Source organism: Halomonas sp. NyZ770 (assembly GCF_020616575.1).
GTDB lineage: Bacteria > Pseudomonadota > Gammaproteobacteria > Pseudomonadales > Halomonadaceae > Vreelandella > Vreelandella hamiltonii.
The window spans coordinates 1,860,874-1,879,117 of the sequence record NZ_CP085143.1 but is presented as its reverse complement, the minus strand read 5'-3'; the positions used below and the strand labels follow the sequence as shown (position 1 = coordinate 1,879,117).

20 protein-coding genes and 4 tRNA genes are annotated in these 18,244 nt (G+C 58.7%); 12 read left to right on the top strand and 12 right to left on the bottom strand.

The window, feature by feature from the left end:
• Positions 1-2: 2 nt before the first annotated feature.
• From LG409_RS08635 to LG409_RS08620, 4 genes are all read right to left on the bottom strand, one after another.
• Positions 3-77: transfer RNA gene (locus LG409_RS08635), tRNA-His, on the bottom strand.
• A 32-nt stretch (positions 78-109) separates the two neighbouring features.
• Positions 110-184: transfer RNA gene (locus tag LG409_RS08630), tRNA-His, on the bottom strand.
• A 57-nt stretch (positions 185-241) separates the two neighbouring features.
• Positions 242-318 (bottom strand) — tRNA-Arg (locus LG409_RS08625).
• Between the two features lie 96 nt (positions 319-414).
• Positions 415-491 (bottom strand) — tRNA-Pro (locus LG409_RS08620).
• A gap of 205 nt (positions 492-696) precedes the next feature.
• On the opposite strand from LG409_RS08620, the gene folD reads away from it, so the two are divergent.
• Positions 697-1,557: a bifunctional methylenetetrahydrofolate dehydrogenase/methenyltetrahydrofolate cyclohydrolase FolD gene (gene folD / locus LG409_RS08615; RefSeq protein ID WP_096923019.1), complete on the top strand. Its 861-nt coding sequence runs from the start codon at positions 697-699 to the stop codon at positions 1,555-1,557.
• 61 nt (positions 1,558-1,618) lie between these two features.
• Positions 1,619-2,326: a 5'-methylthioadenosine/S-adenosylhomocysteine nucleosidase gene (mtnN, locus tag LG409_RS08610; RefSeq protein WP_039178027.1), complete on the top strand. Its 708-nt coding sequence runs from the start codon at positions 1,619-1,621 to the stop codon at positions 2,324-2,326.
• Positions 2,327-2,368: 42 nt separating this feature from the next.
• On the opposite strand, the gene pyrC is transcribed toward mtnN, so the two are convergent.
• A complete protein-coding gene (gene pyrC, locus LG409_RS08605) occupies positions 2,369-3,406 on the bottom strand; it encodes a dihydroorotase (RefSeq protein WP_227408023.1) in 1,038 nt (345 codons plus the stop codon).
• A 150-nt stretch (positions 3,407-3,556) separates the two neighbouring features.
• Here pyrC and LG409_RS08600 point away from each other — a divergent pair, with 150 nt between their 5' ends.
• Genes LG409_RS08600 through LG409_RS08590 form a run of 3 tightly spaced genes read left to right on the top strand, consistent with a single transcriptional unit; the run spans position 3,557 to position 5,828 of the window.
• A complete protein-coding gene (locus LG409_RS08600) occupies positions 3,557-3,973 on the top strand; it encodes a hypothetical protein (RefSeq protein WP_096923021.1) in 417 nt (138 codons plus the stop codon).
• Between the two features lie 6 nt (positions 3,974-3,979).
• On the top strand, positions 3,980-5,251 hold the full coding sequence (locus LG409_RS08595) for an ATP-binding protein (RefSeq protein WP_227408022.1): 1,272 nt from the start codon (positions 3,980-3,982) through the stop codon (positions 5,249-5,251).
• Between the two features lie 37 nt (positions 5,252-5,288).
• Entirely contained in the window at positions 5,289-5,828 is a 540-nt protein-coding gene (locus tag LG409_RS08590) for a response regulator transcription factor (protein WP_016913788.1), read from the top strand.
• A 17-nt stretch (positions 5,829-5,845) separates the two neighbouring features.
• On the opposite strand, the gene LG409_RS08585 is transcribed toward LG409_RS08590, so the two are convergent.
• Positions 5,846-6,619, bottom strand: a complete 774-nt coding sequence (locus LG409_RS08585; RefSeq protein WP_227408021.1) for a 3-hydroxybutyrate dehydrogenase — start codon at positions 6,617-6,619, stop codon at positions 5,846-5,848.
• A gap of 93 nt (positions 6,620-6,712) precedes the next feature.
• Positions 6,713-7,144, bottom strand: coding sequence for a [NiFe]-hydrogenase assembly chaperone HybE (gene hybE / locus LG409_RS08580; RefSeq protein WP_227408020.1), 432 nt, complete (start codon positions 7,142-7,144; stop codon positions 6,713-6,715).
• Between the two features lie 149 nt (positions 7,145-7,293).
• On the opposite strand from hybE, the gene LG409_RS08575 reads away from it, so the two are divergent.
• Positions 7,294-7,557 carry a GrxA family glutaredoxin gene (locus tag LG409_RS08575; RefSeq protein WP_039178039.1) on the top strand — a complete coding sequence of 88 codons (264 nt, stop codon included), beginning with the start codon at positions 7,294-7,296 and terminating at the stop codon, positions 7,555-7,557.
• 131 nt (positions 7,558-7,688) lie between these two features.
• Positions 7,689-8,456 carry a DUF1338 domain-containing protein gene (locus LG409_RS08570; protein ID WP_096923023.1) on the top strand — a complete coding sequence of 256 codons (768 nt, stop codon included), beginning with the start codon at positions 7,689-7,691 and terminating at the stop codon, positions 8,454-8,456.
• A gap of 25 nt (positions 8,457-8,481) precedes the next feature.
• Here the strand turns inward: LG409_RS08570 and LG409_RS08565 are convergent, their stop codons facing one another.
• Positions 8,482-9,144, bottom strand: coding sequence for a CoA transferase subunit B (locus LG409_RS08565; RefSeq protein ID WP_039178044.1), 663 nt, complete (start codon positions 9,142-9,144; stop codon positions 8,482-8,484).
• Between the two features lie 21 nt (positions 9,145-9,165).
• Positions 9,166-9,864 (bottom strand): CoA transferase subunit A, encoded by a 699-nt coding sequence (locus LG409_RS08560; protein WP_039178046.1) that lies wholly within the window; start codon positions 9,862-9,864, stop codon positions 9,166-9,168.
• 186 nt (positions 9,865-10,050) lie between these two features.
• On the opposite strand from LG409_RS08560, the gene LG409_RS08555 reads away from it, so the two are divergent.
• From LG409_RS08555 to LG409_RS08545, 3 genes are all read left to right on the top strand, one after another.
• Entirely contained in the window at positions 10,051-10,947 is an 897-nt protein-coding gene (locus LG409_RS08555) for a LysR family transcriptional regulator (RefSeq protein ID WP_144982748.1), read from the top strand.
• A 186-nt stretch (positions 10,948-11,133) separates the two neighbouring features.
• Positions 11,134-12,015 carry an acyltransferase gene (locus tag LG409_RS08550; protein ID WP_039178051.1) on the top strand — a complete coding sequence of 294 codons (882 nt, stop codon included), beginning with the start codon at positions 11,134-11,136 and terminating at the stop codon, positions 12,013-12,015.
• A gap of 119 nt (positions 12,016-12,134) precedes the next feature.
• Positions 12,135-12,917 carry a LysM peptidoglycan-binding domain-containing protein gene (locus LG409_RS08545; RefSeq protein WP_144982975.1) on the top strand — a complete coding sequence of 261 codons (783 nt, stop codon included), beginning with the start codon at positions 12,135-12,137 and terminating at the stop codon, positions 12,915-12,917.
• A 62-nt stretch (positions 12,918-12,979) separates the two neighbouring features.
• Here LG409_RS08545 and LG409_RS08540 read toward each other — a convergent pair whose 3' ends face one another.
• On the bottom strand, positions 12,980-13,495 hold the full coding sequence (locus LG409_RS08540; protein WP_227408019.1) for a POTRA domain-containing protein: 516 nt from the start codon (positions 13,493-13,495) through the stop codon (positions 12,980-12,982).
• A 227-nt stretch (positions 13,496-13,722) separates the two neighbouring features.
• Between LG409_RS08540 and LG409_RS08535 the strand changes: the two genes are divergently transcribed.
• Positions 13,723-14,742: a helix-turn-helix domain-containing protein gene (locus LG409_RS08535; protein WP_227408018.1), complete on the top strand. Its 1,020-nt coding sequence runs from the start codon at positions 13,723-13,725 to the stop codon at positions 14,740-14,742.
• 28 nt (positions 14,743-14,770) lie between these two features.
• Here the strand turns inward: LG409_RS08535 and gcvT are convergent, their stop codons facing one another.
• Together gcvT and LG409_RS08525 are read right to left on the bottom strand one after the other, a co-directional pair.
• Positions 14,771-15,883: a glycine cleavage system aminomethyltransferase GcvT gene (gene gcvT / locus LG409_RS08530; RefSeq protein WP_227408017.1), complete on the bottom strand. Its 1,113-nt coding sequence runs from the start codon at positions 15,881-15,883 to the stop codon at positions 14,771-14,773.
• Between the two features lie 88 nt (positions 15,884-15,971).
• The gene (locus tag LG409_RS08525; protein ID WP_039178057.1) at positions 15,972-17,375 is read right to left on the bottom strand and encodes an alanine/glycine:cation symporter family protein; all 1,404 of its coding nucleotides are present in this window, start codon (positions 17,373-17,375) and stop codon (positions 15,972-15,974) included.
• Positions 17,376-17,785: 410 nt separating this feature from the next.
• Between LG409_RS08525 and gcvH the strand changes: the two genes are divergently transcribed.
• Positions 17,786-18,175 carry a glycine cleavage system protein GcvH gene (gene gcvH / locus LG409_RS08520; RefSeq protein WP_039178059.1) on the top strand — a complete coding sequence of 130 codons (390 nt, stop codon included), beginning with the start codon at positions 17,786-17,788 and terminating at the stop codon, positions 18,173-18,175.
• Positions 18,176-18,244: the final 69 nt, after the last annotated feature.

Sequence of the window (18,244 nt, the reverse complement as noted above, 5' to 3'; positions counted from 1 at the left end):
AATGGGGTGGATGATGGGGATCGAACCCACGACCACCGGAGCCACAATCCGGGGCTCTACCACTGAGCTACATCCACCACAACCTGGATACTGCAGAACGTCTTGTCGATGGGGTGGATGATGGGGATCGAACCCACGACCACCGGAGCCACAATCCGGGGCTCTACCACTGAGCTACACCCACCATGACAAAACAGATGCTTGATAATACCGACTGGAAAAAACGAGACCGTCTTCTTGATGGCACGCCCAGCAGGACTCGAACCCGCAACCTACGGCTTAGAAGGCCGTTGCTCTATCCGGTTGAGCTATAGGCGCACATAATGTATCCAGAGATACCGATGAGCACTTGACCACAACCAAAGCTTGGAAAGCAGTGTTACTTTTGACTTCAAGTAATCGGCTTCAAGTAAATGGTCGGGATGGAGGGATTCGAACCCCCGACATCCTGCTCCCAAAGCAGGCGCGCTACCAGACTGCGCTACATCCCGATACTTGCCTTGACCGCTGCTGCGTGTCCCGTCTCAAGCGAGGCATATATTACTATTTCTGATTCTAAAGTCAACACTTAAAGTGTTTGATTCGATAGATGCTTTGCCTGACCGCCCTGCCATGCGAAAATTGCGCAGCCGAATTGCTCGGTTACCGAGCCGTATCCTTTATTAGCTTCTCCATCTTCAATAGGGATCTCACTACATGACCGCCCAACTCATCGATGGCAAAGCCATCGCCGCGCATGTCCGTCAACGCGTTGCCGCCCGAATCCAGGCGCGTCAGCAGGAAGGTGTGCGTGCACCCGGACTAGCCGTGGTCGTGGTCGGCGAGGACCCTGCCTCACATGTCTATGTCAACAACAAGCACCGCGCCTGTGAGCAGGCAGGCATTCTTTCTTTTCAACATGCCCTGCCCGCCGATACGACGCAATCTGCCCTGGAAGCCTTGGTAGACGAACTCAACGCCGACCCCAGCGTCGATGGCATTCTGGTACAGCTACCGCTACCGGCACACCTCGATGCCAGGCCCATCCTGGAGCGCATCCGTCCCGACAAGGACGTGGATGGCTTCCACCCCTACAACCTGGGACGCCTGGCGCAACGACTGCCCTCCCTGCGCCCCTGCACGCCCAAAGGCATCATGACCATGCTGGCACAAAGCGGCATTGCCGTGCGCGGCATGGACGCCACGATCGTTGGCGCATCAAACATCGTGGGCCGCCCCATGGCCCTGGAGCTGATGCTGGCAGGCTGTACGACAACGGTATGCCACCGCTTCACACGCGACCTGGCAAGTCACGTCAGCCGTGCAGACCTGGTGGTGGTCGCCGTGGGCAAACCCGGCATCGTGAAGGGTGAGTGGATCAAACCCGGCGCGGTGGTCATCGATGTGGGCATCAACCGCCAAGAGGATGGCAGCCTGGTCGGCGACGTGGACTTTAGCGCGGCAGCCGAGCGCGCCAGCCACATCACTCCCGTGCCTGGCGGCGTTGGCCCCATGACGGTGGCCACTCTGCTCGAAAACACGCTGGAAGCCGCTGAGCGCCACGACCAGCAGCGCTGAACCCGGACACGCTCTAGACACTGGCAGCTCCCTGCCTCATTGACCTGCGGAGAACATCACGGTGCAACGTATTGGTATCATCGGCGCCATGGCGCAAGAAGTGAACATCCTGGCCAGCCAACTGGCGGATGCTGAGCGTGCCGAGCACGCAGGCTTCGTATTTCACACCGGCACATTACATGGGCTGGAAGTCGTCATTCTCCAATCCGGCATCGGCAAGGTGAACGCCGCTGTCGGTACCGCCATTCTGCTGGAGCGCTACCAGCCAGAGGCCATCATCAACACCGGGTCTGCAGGCGGTTTTGCCACGGACTTGGCCATTGGTGATGTGATCATTTCGGATGAAGTGCGCCACCATGACGTGGATGCCACGGTCTTTGGCTATGCCTTGGGACAGGTGCCCGGCATGCCCGAGGCCTACCAGGCCAGCGAACACCTGCGCAGCGTGGCACGCAGCGCCATTGCCGCCCTGGGCGAAGTAACGGTGAGAGAAGGCATGGTCGCCACCGGCGATTCGTTCATGGCCGACCCGGAGCGGGTAGCCAAGACCCGCGCCCAGTTCCCCACCATGCTGGCGGTCGAGATGGAAGGTGCCGCCATTGCCCAGACCTGTCATCTGTATGGCTGCCCCTTCGTGGTGATTCGCGCCCTGTCGGATATCCCGGGCAGCGGTGACAACCACCTCTCCTTCGAGCAGTTCCTGGAAGTGGCCGCCGACCACTCTTCACGCATGGTCAATCAGATGCTGTCGAAGCTGGCCAGCGAATGACCCTGAAAACCCCATCGCCGCCAGGCGATGGGGGTTCACCTCTTACCCCTCCATTTGCCACGCCAGGGTTTCACCCGCCTGCAAAGGCACGATGGTCTGCCCTGCAGCATAAGGATAGCTTTCCGGCAGCTGCCACTCCCGGCGCACCAGAGTAACCGTATCGGCGTTGGGCGCCAGCCCATAAAAACGCGGCCCGTTCAGGCTGGCGAATGCCTCCAGCTTGTCCAGTGCCCCAACCGACTCGAACGCCATCGCGTAAAGCTCGATAGCGGCAGGTGCCGTATAGGCGCCGGCGCAGCCGCAGCTTGATTCCTTGTCGCCCTTGGCGTGAGGAGCGCTGTCGGTTCCCAGAAAGAATTTCGCACTGCCGCTGGTGGCCGCTTTCAACAGCGCCTGACGGTGCTGCTCACGCTTCAGGATTGGCAGGCAGTAGTAGTGAGGACGAATGCCACCGGCCAGCATCTGGTTACGATTGAACAACAGGTGGTGAGCGGTGATGGTCGCTGCGACATTGTCCGACGCGTCAGCGACGAATTCAGCGGCTTGCTGCGTCGTGATGTGTTCGAACACGACCTTCAACGTCGGGTGACGAGCCAACAGAGGTTTCATGACGCGCTCGATGAACACGGCTTCACGGTCGAAGATGTCGATGTCGTGGTTGGTCACTTCGCCATGCACCAGCAGCGGCATTCCCAGCCGCGCCATGGTGGCAATGGCTGCGTCGCAATGAGCGATATCGGTGACGCCGGAAGCCGAGTTGGTCGTTGCCCCCGCCGGATAGAGCTTGACCGCTTTGACCACACCGCTGGCAACAGCTCGCTCGATCTCTTCTGCGGGCGTCGTGTCGGTGAGGTACAGCACCATCAGCGGCTCGAACGCGCTGCCTTCCGGCAAGGCCGCCAGGATACGTTCACGATAGGCCATGGCCTGCTCGGTCGTCGTCACCGGCGGCTTGAGGTTGGGCATGATGATGGCCCGCCCCATCTGGGCTGCGGTATGGCCTACCACCGCATTCAGCGCCTCGTCGTCGCGAAGGTGAAGGTGCCAATCGTCGGGGCGAGTGATCGTGATAGCGTCCACGGCAAGTCCTGTCTTGAAAGTGAAAGAGGGGTGTCACGGCTGCACAGTATACCCAATCGCCCCGTGGGATAAATCTGCACACGACCCCCACAGGCCCAGCCAAGTGTCGTATCATGACGCCACGTTGTAAGACCAAGGATGCTGTTGTTTATGCAGAACGTACGACGCTATGCGGATGTCATTGCCAGCATAGAGGGGTTGGTGTGGCTAGGCCTTGCCTGGTCGATCTCCATTTCCATGTATCAGCAGAGTACCGAGCCTACGCTGGCCATGTTGTTCGTGGTAGGCGCACTGCTGCTGTTCAGTTGGGCACACCGACCGCTGCGCTATCTGCTGATGCGCTACCACATTCGCAAGCGGCGCACGGACATGTGGATGCACACATTGGCCCTGCCCCTGTTGCTGGCCATGTTTTTCCATATCCTGCTGGAAACGCTGCTGGGCACTGCCTGGCTGCCACCCAAAATACTGCTGTTCAACCTGCTGGCATCGGCGGGTTGGTTAACCTTCGTCATGACGCTATTCATCAAGTTCGTGATTCATAGCGTCAAGACATCGAGCAAGTAATCGTCCATGGCTACCGCTCTGCCCCTGCCGCTCTCCACGCCCAACCGCAACCTGGTCCGGCTGACCATCGTCCGGGGGATCACCTGGACGGGCTTCCTGATGGCGATCATCGTCGGCATCGAACTGCTGGCATTCAATCTGCCGGTCACGGCGGTGGTCAGCGTAGTCATCGCCATGGGCATGCTGAACATTGCCACCTGGTGGCGGCTGGGCCGCCCCAGAGCGGTCACCCATATCGAGTATCTGGCCCACCTGCTGGCGGATATCACCGGGCTGACGCTGCTGTTCTATTTTTCCGGGGGGTCTACCAACCCTTTCATCACCTACTACCTGGTGCCGGTGACCATTGCCGCTGCCACACTGCCGTGGCGACATGCCTGGATCATTGCTGCCTGTGCCATGGGCGGCTACACCTTCCTGATGTTTTTCTACCACCCCATACCGCAGCTGGGGCATATCAGCAGTGACGGCCCTTTAAGCCTGCATGTGCTGGGCATGTGGCTCAACTTTGGCCTGTCGGCGGGGCTCGTGACCTTTTTTATCTACAAGATGGCCCATGCCCTACGCAGCCGAGACAAAGCGCTATCGCGCACCCGGGAAGCCGCACTGCGCAACGAGCAGGTGCTGGCAGTGGCCACCCAGGCCGCCGGCACGGCCCATGAGCTGGGTACTCCGCTGTCGACCATGGCCGTGCTGCTGAAAGAGATGCAGGCTGACGCAGCCCAGGACTCGGCGCTTGCCGATGACATCGCGCTTCTGCGCCAGCAGGTGGACATCTGCAAATCGCGGCTGCAGCATCTGGTCAACAACGCCGACCGGCGGCGCATGGCCGAGCCGGAGATCCTCGACGCCGAAGTATGGCTGGCAGGCGTGGTCCAACGCTGGCTGGTGATCCGTCCTGACGTCAACCACCATTTCGACGTGGCCGAGCGGCGGGGACGACCATGGATTGCGGTAGATGCCACCCTCGATCAGGCCCTCACCAACCTGCTCAACAACGCCGCCGATGCCAACCCCGAGCACATCGCCATTCGCCTGGATTGGCAGGACGAGAGCGTCGTGATCGATATCCGCGACCATGGCCCCGGCATTGCGATGTCGATAGCCGACCAGCTGGGTGATACCTTCGTATCGACCAAGAGCAAGGGGATGGGCATCGGGCTTTTCCTGACTCACGCCACGATCAATCGGTTTGGTGGTGGTGTGAGCCTGTATAATCACCCGGAAGGGGGAACACTGACGGAAGTGACGCTGCCACGCTGCTCCGCACCGGGCTAGCCTGCCATCAGTGCCAAGTCAGACCATCGAGGATGCCATGCAGAACCAAGACCAGCGCCTGTTGATCGTGGATGATGATGAAATGTTCTGTCACGTACTGAGCCGCGCGCTGACGCGCCGTGGCTTCGAAGTGATGGTAGCCCATGACGCCGACCAGGCCATGGCGACCGCCGCGCAGTTCCTGCCCACCATGGCCACGCTGGATTTGAAGCTCGAGCACAGCTCGGGGCTCAAACTGCTGCCCGAGCTGCTCAATACCGTGCCGGGTTGCCGTATCGTCGTACTGACCGGGTACTCCAGCATTGCCACCGCCGTCGAAGCCATCAAGCTGGGAGCCATCAACTACCTGTGCAAACCCGCCGACGCCGATGACGTCATGGCAGCCTTCGAACATCCGGAGGCCGACCCCAACGTGGAGCTGGCCGACAATCCGCCCTCGATCAACCGCATTACCTGGGAACACATCCAGAAAGTGCTACAGGAGCACGATGGCAACATTTCGGCTACGGCAAGAGCCCTTGGCATGCATCGCCGGACGCTTCAGCGCAAGCTGCAGAAGCGCCCGGTACGCCGTTAGCCGTTAGCCGTTAGCCGTTAGTGGGCAGTCCAGCCCAGGTCGATGTTCCAGCTGGCACCGGTCACCGCGCCAGCGGCATCCGACGCCAGATAAGCGACTAGCTGGGCCACTTCGGAAGGCTCGATCAGGCGTTTCACCGCGGCGTTTTTCAACATGATCTTCTCGATCACTTCCTGCTCATCCATGTTATTGAGCTTTGCCTGGTCGGCAATCTGATTGTCGACCAGCGGCGTCTTGACGTAGGCCGGGCAAATGGCATTGGCCGTGATGCCCTGCTCGCCCCCTTCTAGGGCCGCCGTCTTGGTCAGACCGATCATGCCATGTTTGGCACTGATGTAGGCCGCCTTGCCAGGAGACGCCACCTGCGCATGGATAGAAGCGATATTGATGACCCGCCCCCATCCCTTCCGACGCATGTGCGGCCAGGCGGCCTGGGTCAGCAGGAAAGGCGCGGTCAACATCAGGTCGATGATTTGCCGCCACTTCTCTTCGGGGAACGACTCAATGGCCGCGACGTGCTGGATGCCAGCATTGTTCACCAGGATATCCACGCCACCAAAGCGCTTTACGGCGTCGGCAATGGCACCACGGCAGGCGTCCGGGTCGGTCAAATCGGCCTTGTAGAACGCCGCACCGGCCTGGTCGGCCACCTCCTGACCCGCCTCGTTGAAATCCACTGCCAAGACCTGGTGGCCCTGCTCGCAAAAATGCTTGACCACGGCGGCACCAATACCACTGCTGGTACCGGTGACGACTGCAACACGGGGCGTTGACGCTTTATCTGCTGACATGCAGGCTTCCTTTTATCGATGTGTCTGAAATGAAAATATAAACACTTAAAACTATAGGTGCTGTCTCGGGCTTCTGCCTTCTGCCAAGTAAATTCAGAGCGTGGCAGATGACATCAACTTTTCCATCATGCGCTGGGCAAGCCGAGACGCCTCTTGCAGACTCTCAAGCTCACTCAGGTCGTCCAGAATGCAGCGCTGATAGAACTCGATACCGTTCGGCAAGCGCTCGAGCGTCATGCGATAACGGCCCGATGGCAAGGAGACCACGTGAGACTCTTCCAGAGGGGCCGACAGCGTTGCCTGTTCGGGTACCACCAGCATCCATAATGCACACGGGGTGATCAGCGCGCCTACCAGCGTGCTGGCGCCGCTGATCCGCAGGTCGCTGTATTGAAAGCACAGCGCATCCACACTCAATCGCGGGTTGTAATGGGCCTCCTTTTTCAGCGCCGATAACGATGCGTCTCGGTAGCTGGTCGCCAACTCGGCCAGATAGCCGTAGTCGTGGGCCTGCAAGACTTGCATGAGAATGCTCCTGTAAATGCACGGATCGCGTGACGTCCATTGTAGGGCTTTATGGATAGCGTAGTGTGCTGCTATTGGCGAAACACGCCGGGCTACGCCACAATGGGCGCTACTGTACAAGTCATACCTTATTCAACGGAGTCATTACCATGTTCGTGGTTATTTTTGGGCGTATGTCCTGCCCCTTTTGCGTACGCGCCAAACATCTTGCCGAACACCTGGAGAGCAACGGCAAGATCGAAGGCTATCGCTACGTCGACATGCCATCCGAAGGCGTCACCAAGGAAGATATCGCCAAAACGGCTGGCAAACCCATTCATACCGTACCGCAGGTCTTCATCGACCAACAGCACATCGGCGGTTACACCGAGTTCGACCAGTTCGTCCGCGACAAGCAGCTGCTGGCTTCTTAGCCCGGCCTCGCCGATTCGGGCGTTAAAACCTCCGTTAATCCGCGTTGAAGCAGCGTCTACTCGCTTGCCTATACTGAGCGTTCGATGATCGTGTTCGATTCACTCAGGTCAGCAGGCGGCGAGGAATGGCGATGCAGCGCGAGGAGTTTTTACAACAGCTTTGGCTGGACTATATCCATAATCATCCGGATATCGGGGCGCTCCGACTATGGCCCATCAGCGCCAGCGCCGAATACCTGACGCTGGTGACGATCAACCACGGGCCTTTTGCCATCAATGCCCTGAGCATACCCTTGGCACGGATGGGCTATCGTTCCGTTGGCCACTATGCCATGGCAGACAAAGGGCTCCTGATTCATTTGCTGGCACCTAACGATGACAGCAGTTGGCTAGTGCTCGCCGAACTCCAGGTGGGCACGCTCTCCAAAGCTCCTAGAGAAGCACTCACCGCCTTGATACGGCAGAGCCATCCAACCGACTGCAAGGGCCACAATCTGCTGTCTCGCGGCCGCCCATGGCCCATGCCCAGCTGGACGCTCTACCAACAGCTGCATACCGCCCATCCACTGGCCGCCTGGCTGGCGGTGATGGGGCCACGGCTTCACCACGCCGGGTTCGATTGCGCCACGCTGAATGCCTCGCTGGACTCGCTGGGCCTGCAGTTGGAGCATGTCGGACTGTACGCCCTCGATAGCCAGCAAAACGGGGTTTTCTCGGTCTCCAGCCTGCTGAATCATCGTTTCTACCCCGCCATGCCACAAAAAATCGTGTTCAGCGATGGGGACGAACACCGCCTTTGCCTCGGAGGGCTGTCGCTGACACAGCGCCATGTGGAAGACGACCACAAGCGGCTGGCGGAAATCCTGCTGCCCTTCCATGCCCGCTGCGAAATGGCGTGAGTCTCACTGACCCACGCCACTCATGTCATGCGTCGAAGGTCATTTCAGGCACATGATCGGGAACGATCAGCTTGCCAGCCGTCTTTTCGACGATCTCCTCGACGCTGACGCCAGGCGCACGCTCCTTGAGAATGAACGCTCCGTCCTTGATTTCAAGGTAAGCCAGGTCAGTCAGCACTCGATTGATGCAGCCAGCCCCGGTCAACGGCAGCGAGCATTTTTCCAACAGTTTGGACTCACCATGCTTGGAAGCGTGGGTCATGGTACAGATGATGTTATCGGCACCCGCCACCAGGTCCATGGCACCGCCCATGCCCTTGATGAGCTTACCCGGAATCATCCAGGACGCGATATTGCCTTCCTGGTCTACCTCGAAAGCGCCGAGCACGGTCAAATCCACGTGCCCGCCACGGATCATCGCAAAGGATTCGGCTGAAGAAAAAATGGCCGCGCCAGGTCGTGCTGTCACGGTCTGCTTGCCCGCATTGATCATGTCAGGGTCGACTTCTTCCTCGGTAGGAAAGCGCCCCATGCCCAGCAAGCCGTTTTCCGACTGCAGCATGACATCCATGCCGTCGGGGATATAGTTGGCCACCAGCGTGGGAATACCGATTCCCAGATTCACATAGAACCCGTCCTGGAGTTCACGAGCCACTCGCTGTGCCATTTGTTCGCGTGTCAAAGCCATGGTGCCACCTCTTGTCGTTGATTAGCTGCGCACGGTGCGCTGTTCGATACGTTTCTCGAACGTGCCCTGAATGATGCGATCCACATAAATACCCGGCGTATGGATCTGACTGGGCTCCAGTTCGCCTGGCTCAACGATCTCCTCTACTTCTACGACGGTGATCTTGCCGGCAGTAGCGGCCATGGGGTTGAAGTTCTGGGCGGTGTGGCGGTACATGACGTTGCCGTAACGATCGGCTTTCCACCCTTTGACGATGGCGAAGTCACCTTTGATAGCCTCTTCGAGGATATAGTGACGACCGTCGAACTCACGCACTTCCTTGCCTTCACCGATCGGCGTACCGTACCCGGTGGCTGTAAAGAACGCCGGGATGCCCGCTCCGCCTGCGCGCATCTTCTCTGCCAGCGTACCTTGCGGTGTCAGCACCACTTCGATTTCATTGTTCAGCATCTGTTGCTCGAACAATGCGTTTTCGCCTACATAGGACGCGATGATCTTGCTGATCTGACGGTCTTCGAGGAGGATACCCAGCCCAAAGCCATCGACACCACAGTTGTTGGACACCACGGTCAGGTCATTGACCGCACGGCGTTTGATTTCGGCAATCAGGTTCTCGGGAATGCCACACAGGCCAAAGCCACCTGCAATCACGGTCATGCCGCTTTCCAGGCCTTCCATTGCTTCTTCATAGGAAGATACACGCTTGTCGAATCCTGCCATTGTGTTGCCTCACGTGGTTGGTAAAACGTTATCAGATATTGTTGGTTACGTGGTTGCTGACCAGTCTGGCACAAAAGCTGCGCGCTGGATGCAGTTGCTTCGATAGAGTCAGTGTTGTGTCTGGTGATATATTTGTTAAGTTTGTTTTTCTTATCAATTTATTTTAATAACTTATAAAGAGTTCTCATGACCGTCAAGCAGCTCAGGGCCTTTCTGGCCGTGGCCCAAACACTCAGCTTTACTCAGGCATGCGAACGCCTGCATCTTTCCCAACCCGCGCTCAGCCTGGCCATCAAAGGGCTCGAAGACTCACTGGGCGGCAAGCTGCTGATTCGCAGCACGCGTAGCGTTCGTCTCACACCCGAGGGGGAGTCGCTGTTTCCGCTGGCCAAGCACCTGCTGGCCCAGTGGGACAACACCGAAGAACGCTTGCGGCAACGCTTTACCCTGCAGCTGGGACGGCTGAGCGTGGCCGCCATGCCGTCGTTTGCCTGCAACTTGCTGCCCGGCGCGCTGGTCAAGTTCCGTCAGCGCTATCCCAAGATCAACGTCACCGTGCACGATGTCATCAATGAAGAAGTCATGGACATGGTGCGCTCCAGGCAAGTCGAGCTGGGCATTGCGTTCGCCCCCGAAGGCGCTGGCAGCTTGAGCTTTACGCCGCTCTTCGAAGATCAGTTCGTGGCCGTCGTCCCCCTCGACTCCCCGTTGGCCCATCGGCAAAGCCTGGATTGGCAAGAGCTGCTGCGCCACGACGTGATCACCCTGCAACGCCCTTCCATGGTACGGCGCCTGCTGGAACAGGAATTAGCCGCTCAAGGTATCGAACTGCCCGTCGCCTTCGAAAGCCATCAGCTGTCGACCGTGGGGCGTATGGTCGCTGCGGGTCTGGGCGTCAGCGCCGTGCCCTCCATGTGTATTCAACAAATGGACGAGCTAGGTGCCCATTGCCTGCCACTGACCGAGCCCAGCATTGCCTGTCGAGTGGGCATCTTGACCCACCAGGAGCTCTCCGTCGCGGCCCATGCGCTGCGTAACGTCCTCATCGAAAACGTTAAAACTCCCAGGCTGGCGCGGCACTGACAACGCCCTTCATGGCAAAGTTATGCTGGGCAGCTCGCGCTTGTTCCATTAGCATTTGTCCCCACATGCGTAGAGTCGTCTTGGCACGCCTTCCACATCAGGGGCCTTGGCAGTTGCTTTGTGCGTAGTATCGCTTTGTGCGTAGTATCGCTTTGTGCGTAGTATCAGTAGATCGAGGACCGCGGTATGCCAATTATCAAAGGGGGTGTCAGCATCTTGCTGCTGACGCTGAACACACTGGTTTGGGGTGTGCCCCTGATTATTCTGACGCTGCTCAAAGTAATGGCACCTGGCCGAAAGGCCAAGGAGTGGTTGCTGAAAGGGCTGTGCGCGGTGGCCTTGAACTGGATAGGCGTCAACCTATGGTGGATGCGCCTATGGTTGAAGCCGCAGGTGTCCATTCAGGTGCCCGACAACCTCACGCCCGAGCAGTGGTGGCTGGTCATTTCCAATCACCGCAGTTGGACCGATATTTTCATTCTGTTCATGGCGCTCCATCGTCGCATCCCGATGCCGCGTTTTTTTCTCAAGCATCAACTGATCTGGATTCCGATTGTGGGGCTGGCTTTCTGGGCACTGGAATTTCCTTTCATGCGACGTTTTACCCGCGAGCAGATTGCCAGAAACCCAAAGCTGGCCACGATCGACAGAGAATCCACCGAGCGAATTTGCCGCCGTGCACGGCACGCCCCCATTTCGATTTTCAATTTTGTGGAAGGCACTCGCTTCACGCCGCTCAAGCGTGATGCACAGCAGAGCCCTTATCGCCACTTGCTGCGTCCCAAGGCAGGCGGCGTCGGGCAAGTACTTAGCCTGCTGGGTAACCAATTGGATGGTATCCTTGATGTCACCATCAGCTATACCAATCCAACCCCGACGTTCATGGGCTTTCTGTGTGGAAAAGAAGCCCCGATTACCCTCGAAGCCAGGCAGATTGATATCCCGGAGTGGATGCAAAATGCCAACTACCACGAAGATTCGCAGCACAAGGAACGCTTCCACGCATGGATCAATTCACTGTGGCAGGAAAAAGACGCGTTGCTGGACACTCTCAGCGACCACGACTAGGGCACTGGTTGAGCGCTTGCCTGGTCGTCAGCCTGCTGGCGGGCTGTGCCAGCTCGACCCCCGCAACCAGCCAACGTGCCCCGACAAGCAGCAGCGCCAGCACGTTGAGCGGTGGCTGGATCGAAGTGGGCCGCGGAGACACCTTGGGGCAGTTGGCCGCTCGCGCCAATGTCCCCATCGAACGCTTGGAGCGCTTCAATCCGGGTGTCGATGCGCGACGCCTGAACGTCGGTCAACGGCTGTTAATACCCACCCAGCAGGAGCGCGCGCCCTCAGGCGGGCCTTACCGCTATCAGGTACGCGCGGGTGATACCTATTCTGGCATTGCACGCCATTTCGGCACGACCACAGGAAGGATCCAGAGCGCCAACCCCGGCACTCCCGCTACCGCACTGCGGGTTGGCCAGATCATCAGCGTACCGTTGAGCGGCAGCGGCAGAGCCGTTGCAGCCAGCAGTGGCGGGTCGAGCGGCTCATCGGCAGCACCCGCGACGCCTGCGGCAACGCCCAGCGCCAGCCTGCCCGCCTCGGCACGCCGTTGGCCATGGCCACTGGAAGATTACCGGGTCGTGCGGCGCTTTGGTGCCGATAGCCGTGGCACGCTGCAACCGATGTTGCTGGCCACCCAGGCTGGTGCCAAGGCCAAGGCCGTGGCGCCTGGAGAAGTGCGCTTTGCCGATGGCATGCGCCAGTTGGGTGAGGTGGTGATCGTGCATCATGCCGACAACCTGCAAAGCGTATATGCGCTTTGCGAGCGGCTGCTGGTCAACGTCGGCCAGCAGGTCAGCGCTGGCGATGCCTTGTGCGAAGTTGGCCAAAGCGCCTCGACGCAGCGCTATGATCTGCTCTTCGACCTGCGCCAGGGCGGCAAGCCCATCGACCCGCGACAGGTATTGAGGTAAGCATCCATCCATATCAGGGGCGGTGAGGATCGCCGCCCCTTCCTCTATTTTCAAACCGATGTCTACAAACCGCCACTCGACTCCGTTGCAGCCACCCACCCCCGCTTGGTGTGACTCCGCTCGACCACTCTCACATGCAGCGTCCCCCCAAACAGATCCTGCTTCATCAAGCGTGCTCTGGCCGACAAGCCTCGCTCACGATAAAGCTCACTCAGCGTCAACATGGCCGCCTGGATCTCTTCAAGACTCAACGTCTGGCCAAGCAGTGGCGACAGGTAGTCGGATAACTCTGCCGCAGGAATGAGAGAGGCTCCTTGAATGACGACCTGCTCAAAGCGCATTTTAGGCTCGGCCGTGTAGAGGTAGGCCTGGGTAGGCACGCTCAGCCATGGCATGACCAGTGCCTGTCGCTCGCTCATGGCTGCCACCCCCTCAGGAGATGCAGAAGGCGTATCTTCGGCAAATGCCAATGGGGAGCAAACGATAATCGACCACCTGGCCAGCTGCCTGATACGTGACCATGCTGGCGGCTGTCCGATGTCGGCCCGCCCCGCCGAGTTGAATGCTGATTCAGCCATGAGTATCCCCTGTGTCGTTAACGCCCATCGCACTGCACACACTCGAAACAGCCAATGTGTTACAGATTGTGTTGTGTGTTACTGATTGTTTTTCCTTGGAGAAATAACCACAACCCTTGGCCGACACTTTGGGACGCCATGAAGATAGAAAGAGACACTTTGCGATAAACGCAACCCATCAGCGATAATCCGCTCACCCCCTTGTGCGCTTCCTGGAGAACCAGGTGATGACTGATCAACGTATCGTTTACACCTCGTCTGACGCATTGTTGCCAGGCATGACGCGCATGGAAGAGTGGCAGTTTCGCATGCAGGCTACGTTGAATTTTGACACCTCGTTTGCATGCGAGCAGGCCAGCCAGCTGGCCTGGGAAGTCACGACCCATCACTTCGCAGGTTTGATCGGCGTACTCATGCAGCTGTCGCCGCAGAAGATAGAACGCACGCCAGCCAGCCTCTCCCAGGCAGACGTGGACTATCTGATGGTGGACTTGATACTGGCAGGAGAAGTGTGGAGCCGCGCCGGGCACCGTGAGACAGTCGCCAAAGCCGGAGATTTCCTGGTACTGGATCTGATGCAGCAGAGCACCATCACCCTGCATCAGCCTGCCACGCTGATTTCCTGGGTACTTCCCAGAACTGCCCTGCCCCAGGATCCAGCAGCGCTACACGGGATGTTACTCGACCATCGCCAGCCCGCTGCTCGGCTACTGGGAGCACAGTTGCGGGAACTCATGGCGTGCAGCCCGGAACTGAACGCAGAAGACATCGCCTTTTATGGTGCCGAAAGCACACATCTACTGGCCTCAACGCTCTCTCGACAACTGGCTCAACCTGGCCAGGTCGAGTATCAGCACCCCTTGCTGGGGCGCATTTGCCTGTATATCGAACAACATCTCGGTGACAGAACGCTTTCTCCACAGGATTTGTCGCACCGTTTCGGCTTGGCTCGCGCTTCTCTCTACCGCCTCTTCGAACCCATGGGAGGCGTGGCGAGTTACATTCGCAAGCGCCGCCTGCTCACCGCTAGGCGCTGCTTGATGGATCATCGACAGCATCACTTGCGCATAGGGCAAATCGCCCACCGCTGTGGGCTCGAGGCGAGCACGTTCAGCCGTTTGTATACCCAAGCGTTCGAGATGACACCGCGTCAGGCACGCACCCTGAGCCTGATGGCACACCCGCTGGAATCCATCGAAACCCTCGATATCCAGCGAGCGCACCTGGGCTGGTTTCGTCAGCTATAGCCAACGGCCCTCATGGCCGGCACAGGGCTCAACCTCGATAGTAGCCTGGTTCCACGAAAGGCATTGGCGTGACCGTCATGGGCAGCGATTTACCTCGAACCAGCGCAAACACCGTCGTGCCCGGCGCTTCCCATTGCCGTTCCACGTAGCCCATGGCCACGGGCTTATTGACGCTGGGGCCAAACCCGCCGGAGGTTACCTGACCGATCTCCTGGCCTGACTCATCCACCAGTGTGACGCCCTCACGCACAGGGGCACGCCCTTCCCCCACCAGACCGACCCGCTTGCGGGAATGATCCTTGGCATCCACCTGATGCAGAATGATATCCGCCCCCGGGAAACCTGCCGGGCGCTCTCCCCCATGGCGGCGCGGCTTGCCGATGGCCCAGATCAAGCTGGCCTCTACCGGCGTGGTGGTCATGTCCATGTCGTGACCATAAAGGCACAGACCCGCCTCAAGACGCAGAGAATCCCGTGCCCCCAGGCCAATCGCCTCCACTTCCGGTTCGGCGAGTAGCGCTTCGGCCAACGCCTGGCTCGCCTCTGCGGCCACGGAAATCTCGAAGCCATCCTCTCCGGTATAACCGCTGCGGCTGATCCACACCTCGTGACCGGCCAGGCTGAAACGACCATGTTGCATGAACGTCATGTCACAGGCCGCGGGGCACAGGCGCTGCATGACATCACGCGCCTGGGGCCCTTGCAGCGCCAGCAAACCTCGATCCAGCACATCGATCTGGTGAGTAGAACCCAGATTGGTGCGTAGATGAGCAATATCCTGATCCTTGCAGGCCGCATTGACCACCAGATAGAAGTGATCTCCGGCGTTCACCACCATCAGGTCATCGATGATGCCGCCCTCGGTCCCGGTAAACAGGCCATAGCGCTGCTGGCCGACCTTCAGCCCCACCAGATCGGCGGGAATCAACGTCTCCAGGGCTTCTGCCACACCGTCGCCGGACACCAGAATCTGCCCCATGTGCGACACGTCAAACAGGCCGCACTGCTGGCGCGTATGCTCGTGCTCCTTTTTCACCCCCAACGGGTACTGTACGGGCATCTCATAGCCCGCAAAGGGCACCATTTTCGCGCCTAGCTGAGTGTGCAGTGAATGCAGCGGCGTACGTTTAAGTTCGGTCATGGGTTTCCTCAATGGTCAAAAGAGAAACGGGAAGCCTTAAAGGCTTCCCGGCTCTGGTGGATCTTATCTTCCCGCCTGTGAAAGGCGCTTATTTATCGTGATCCAGGGCTTCACCCGGCAGGATGTCCTTACCCGCAAAATAATCCCGAGTGAGTTTAAACACAACCGGCGACAGCAGCGCCAGCGCAATCAGGTTGGGAATGGCCATCATCGCGTTGAAGGTATCGGCCATCAGCCAGATGAAGCCCAGTTGCGCGATGGCACCCAGCGGGATGGCCAAGACGAACAGCACGCGGTACAGCATGATGGAGCGCGTGCCAAACAGGAACTGGCAGCACTTCTCGCCGTAGAACGACCAGCCCAGAATGGTGGTAAAGGCAAAGATGGCCAGCGCCACGGCGACGATCTGATTACCAAAGCCCGGCAAGGCTGCATCGAAGGAGAGCGCGGTCAGAGAGGCCCCTGCTTCGCCATCGATCCATACCGTAGAGGTCAGAATGACCAGCGCGGTGATGGTACATACGATGATCGTGTCGATGAACGTACCCAGCATGGCGATCAAGCCCTGACGAACTGGGTTGCGGGTCTGTGCCGCCGCATGGGCGATCGGCGCACTACCGAGGCCCGCTTCGTTGGAGAAGATGCCCCGCGCCACGCCAAAACGAATAGCCGCCATGACGGCAGCACCGGCAAAGCCACCGGCAGCGGCAATCGGATTGAAGGCATAGTAGAAAATCAGTCCAAAAGCCTCGCCAATTTGTCCGGCATTGACGATCAGTACCAGCAACCCAGCGGCGACATAGGCAATCCCCATGATCGGCACCAGCTTGCCTGCCACCTTGGCAATACGCTTGATACCACCGAGAATCACCGCCCCGGCCAGTACCATGATGATCACACCCGTCAGCCAATGGGGCACGCCAAAGGTGGCATCCATGGCATCCGCCACCGAGTTGGACTGCACGGTATTACCAATGCCAAAGGCAGCCACGGCACCAAAGAATGAAAACAGGCCGCCCAGCCATAGCCACTTCTTGCCCAGGCCGTTCTTGATATAGAACATCGGCCCACCAATGTGGTGACCGGTGCTGTCGGTTTCACGGTAACGCACCGCCAGAACCGCCTCGGCGAATTTCGTCGCCATGCCCACTAACGCAGTAATCCACATCCAGAAAACCGCACCTGGGCCACCCAGCGCGATGGCCGTCGCGACACCGGCAATGTTACCTGTGCCAATGGTGGCAGAGAGCGCCGTCATCAGCGCATTGAAAGGCGAAATCTCGCCTTCATCGCTGGCTTTCGAAGCGCTCTTGTCGGCAGGTTTTACATCGCGGCCTTGCCACATTAGCTTGAAACCCATGCCGAGCTTGCGTATCGGCATCAGTTTCAAGCCAATTTGCAGGTAGATACCCACCCCCAGCAGCAACACCAGCATCAACGGCCCCCACACCACGCCGTTAATTGCGCCCAACAGGCTCGTCAACATTTCCACACGACTCTCCTTAACCGAAGGATTAGTAAATTTATTATAAAGGTCCTGTCGCTCTTCCACCCATGACGCTCACGGAAGAACACCCTCACGCATGCCTACCATAGCGCTTACTGCACGCTGGAAAAACGCAAGATTGGCATGTTTTATACCATTTTACTGGTCTACATCCATGGTCATGTCGCCAAAAGGCAGAGAAAGCCTCTTTTTTTGGAAAACCAGCCTGCCGTGCCATGCCGTGAATGACATGCGTTTTTTTCTCATTTTGACACTCAAGAGAAACTTGTTTCCAATCGGAAACAAGGTACCATACGCTCATGGCACGCCAGACACCCCGTGCCCAACAGTCGCCAAGCTGAACGACAAACGCTAGTATGCTGTCGTTCACTCCACTGTTTAACAAGGGAACCTTCATGAGCAATCTTCCAGCTAATTTGCGCTACGCTGCCAGCCACGAATGGGTACTGGATCATCAGGACGGTACCGTTACCGTCGGCATCACCGACCACGCCCAACAAGCGCTCGGCGATGTGGTCTTCGTCGAGCTGCCGGAGGTAGGTCAGAGCCTCAGCAAGGGCAAAGAGTTTGGCGTGATCGAATCGGTCAAGGCTGCTTCTGATCTCTACTCGCCGGTGGATGGCGAAGTGATCGAGGTCAATGAAGCGCTGGAAGATGCGCCCGAAACGGTCAATGAAGCCCCTTACGAAGGTGGCTGGATCATGAAGGTACGCGTTGACGGTCAGGCCCTGGAAGGCCTGCTGGATGCCGATGCCTACCAGGCGTCGCTCAGCACCGACGATTGATTCTGCTTCACCCGAACGCCTGCCTCCGTGCAGGCGTTCACGTTAACACCCTGATGCATCACGCGGCCG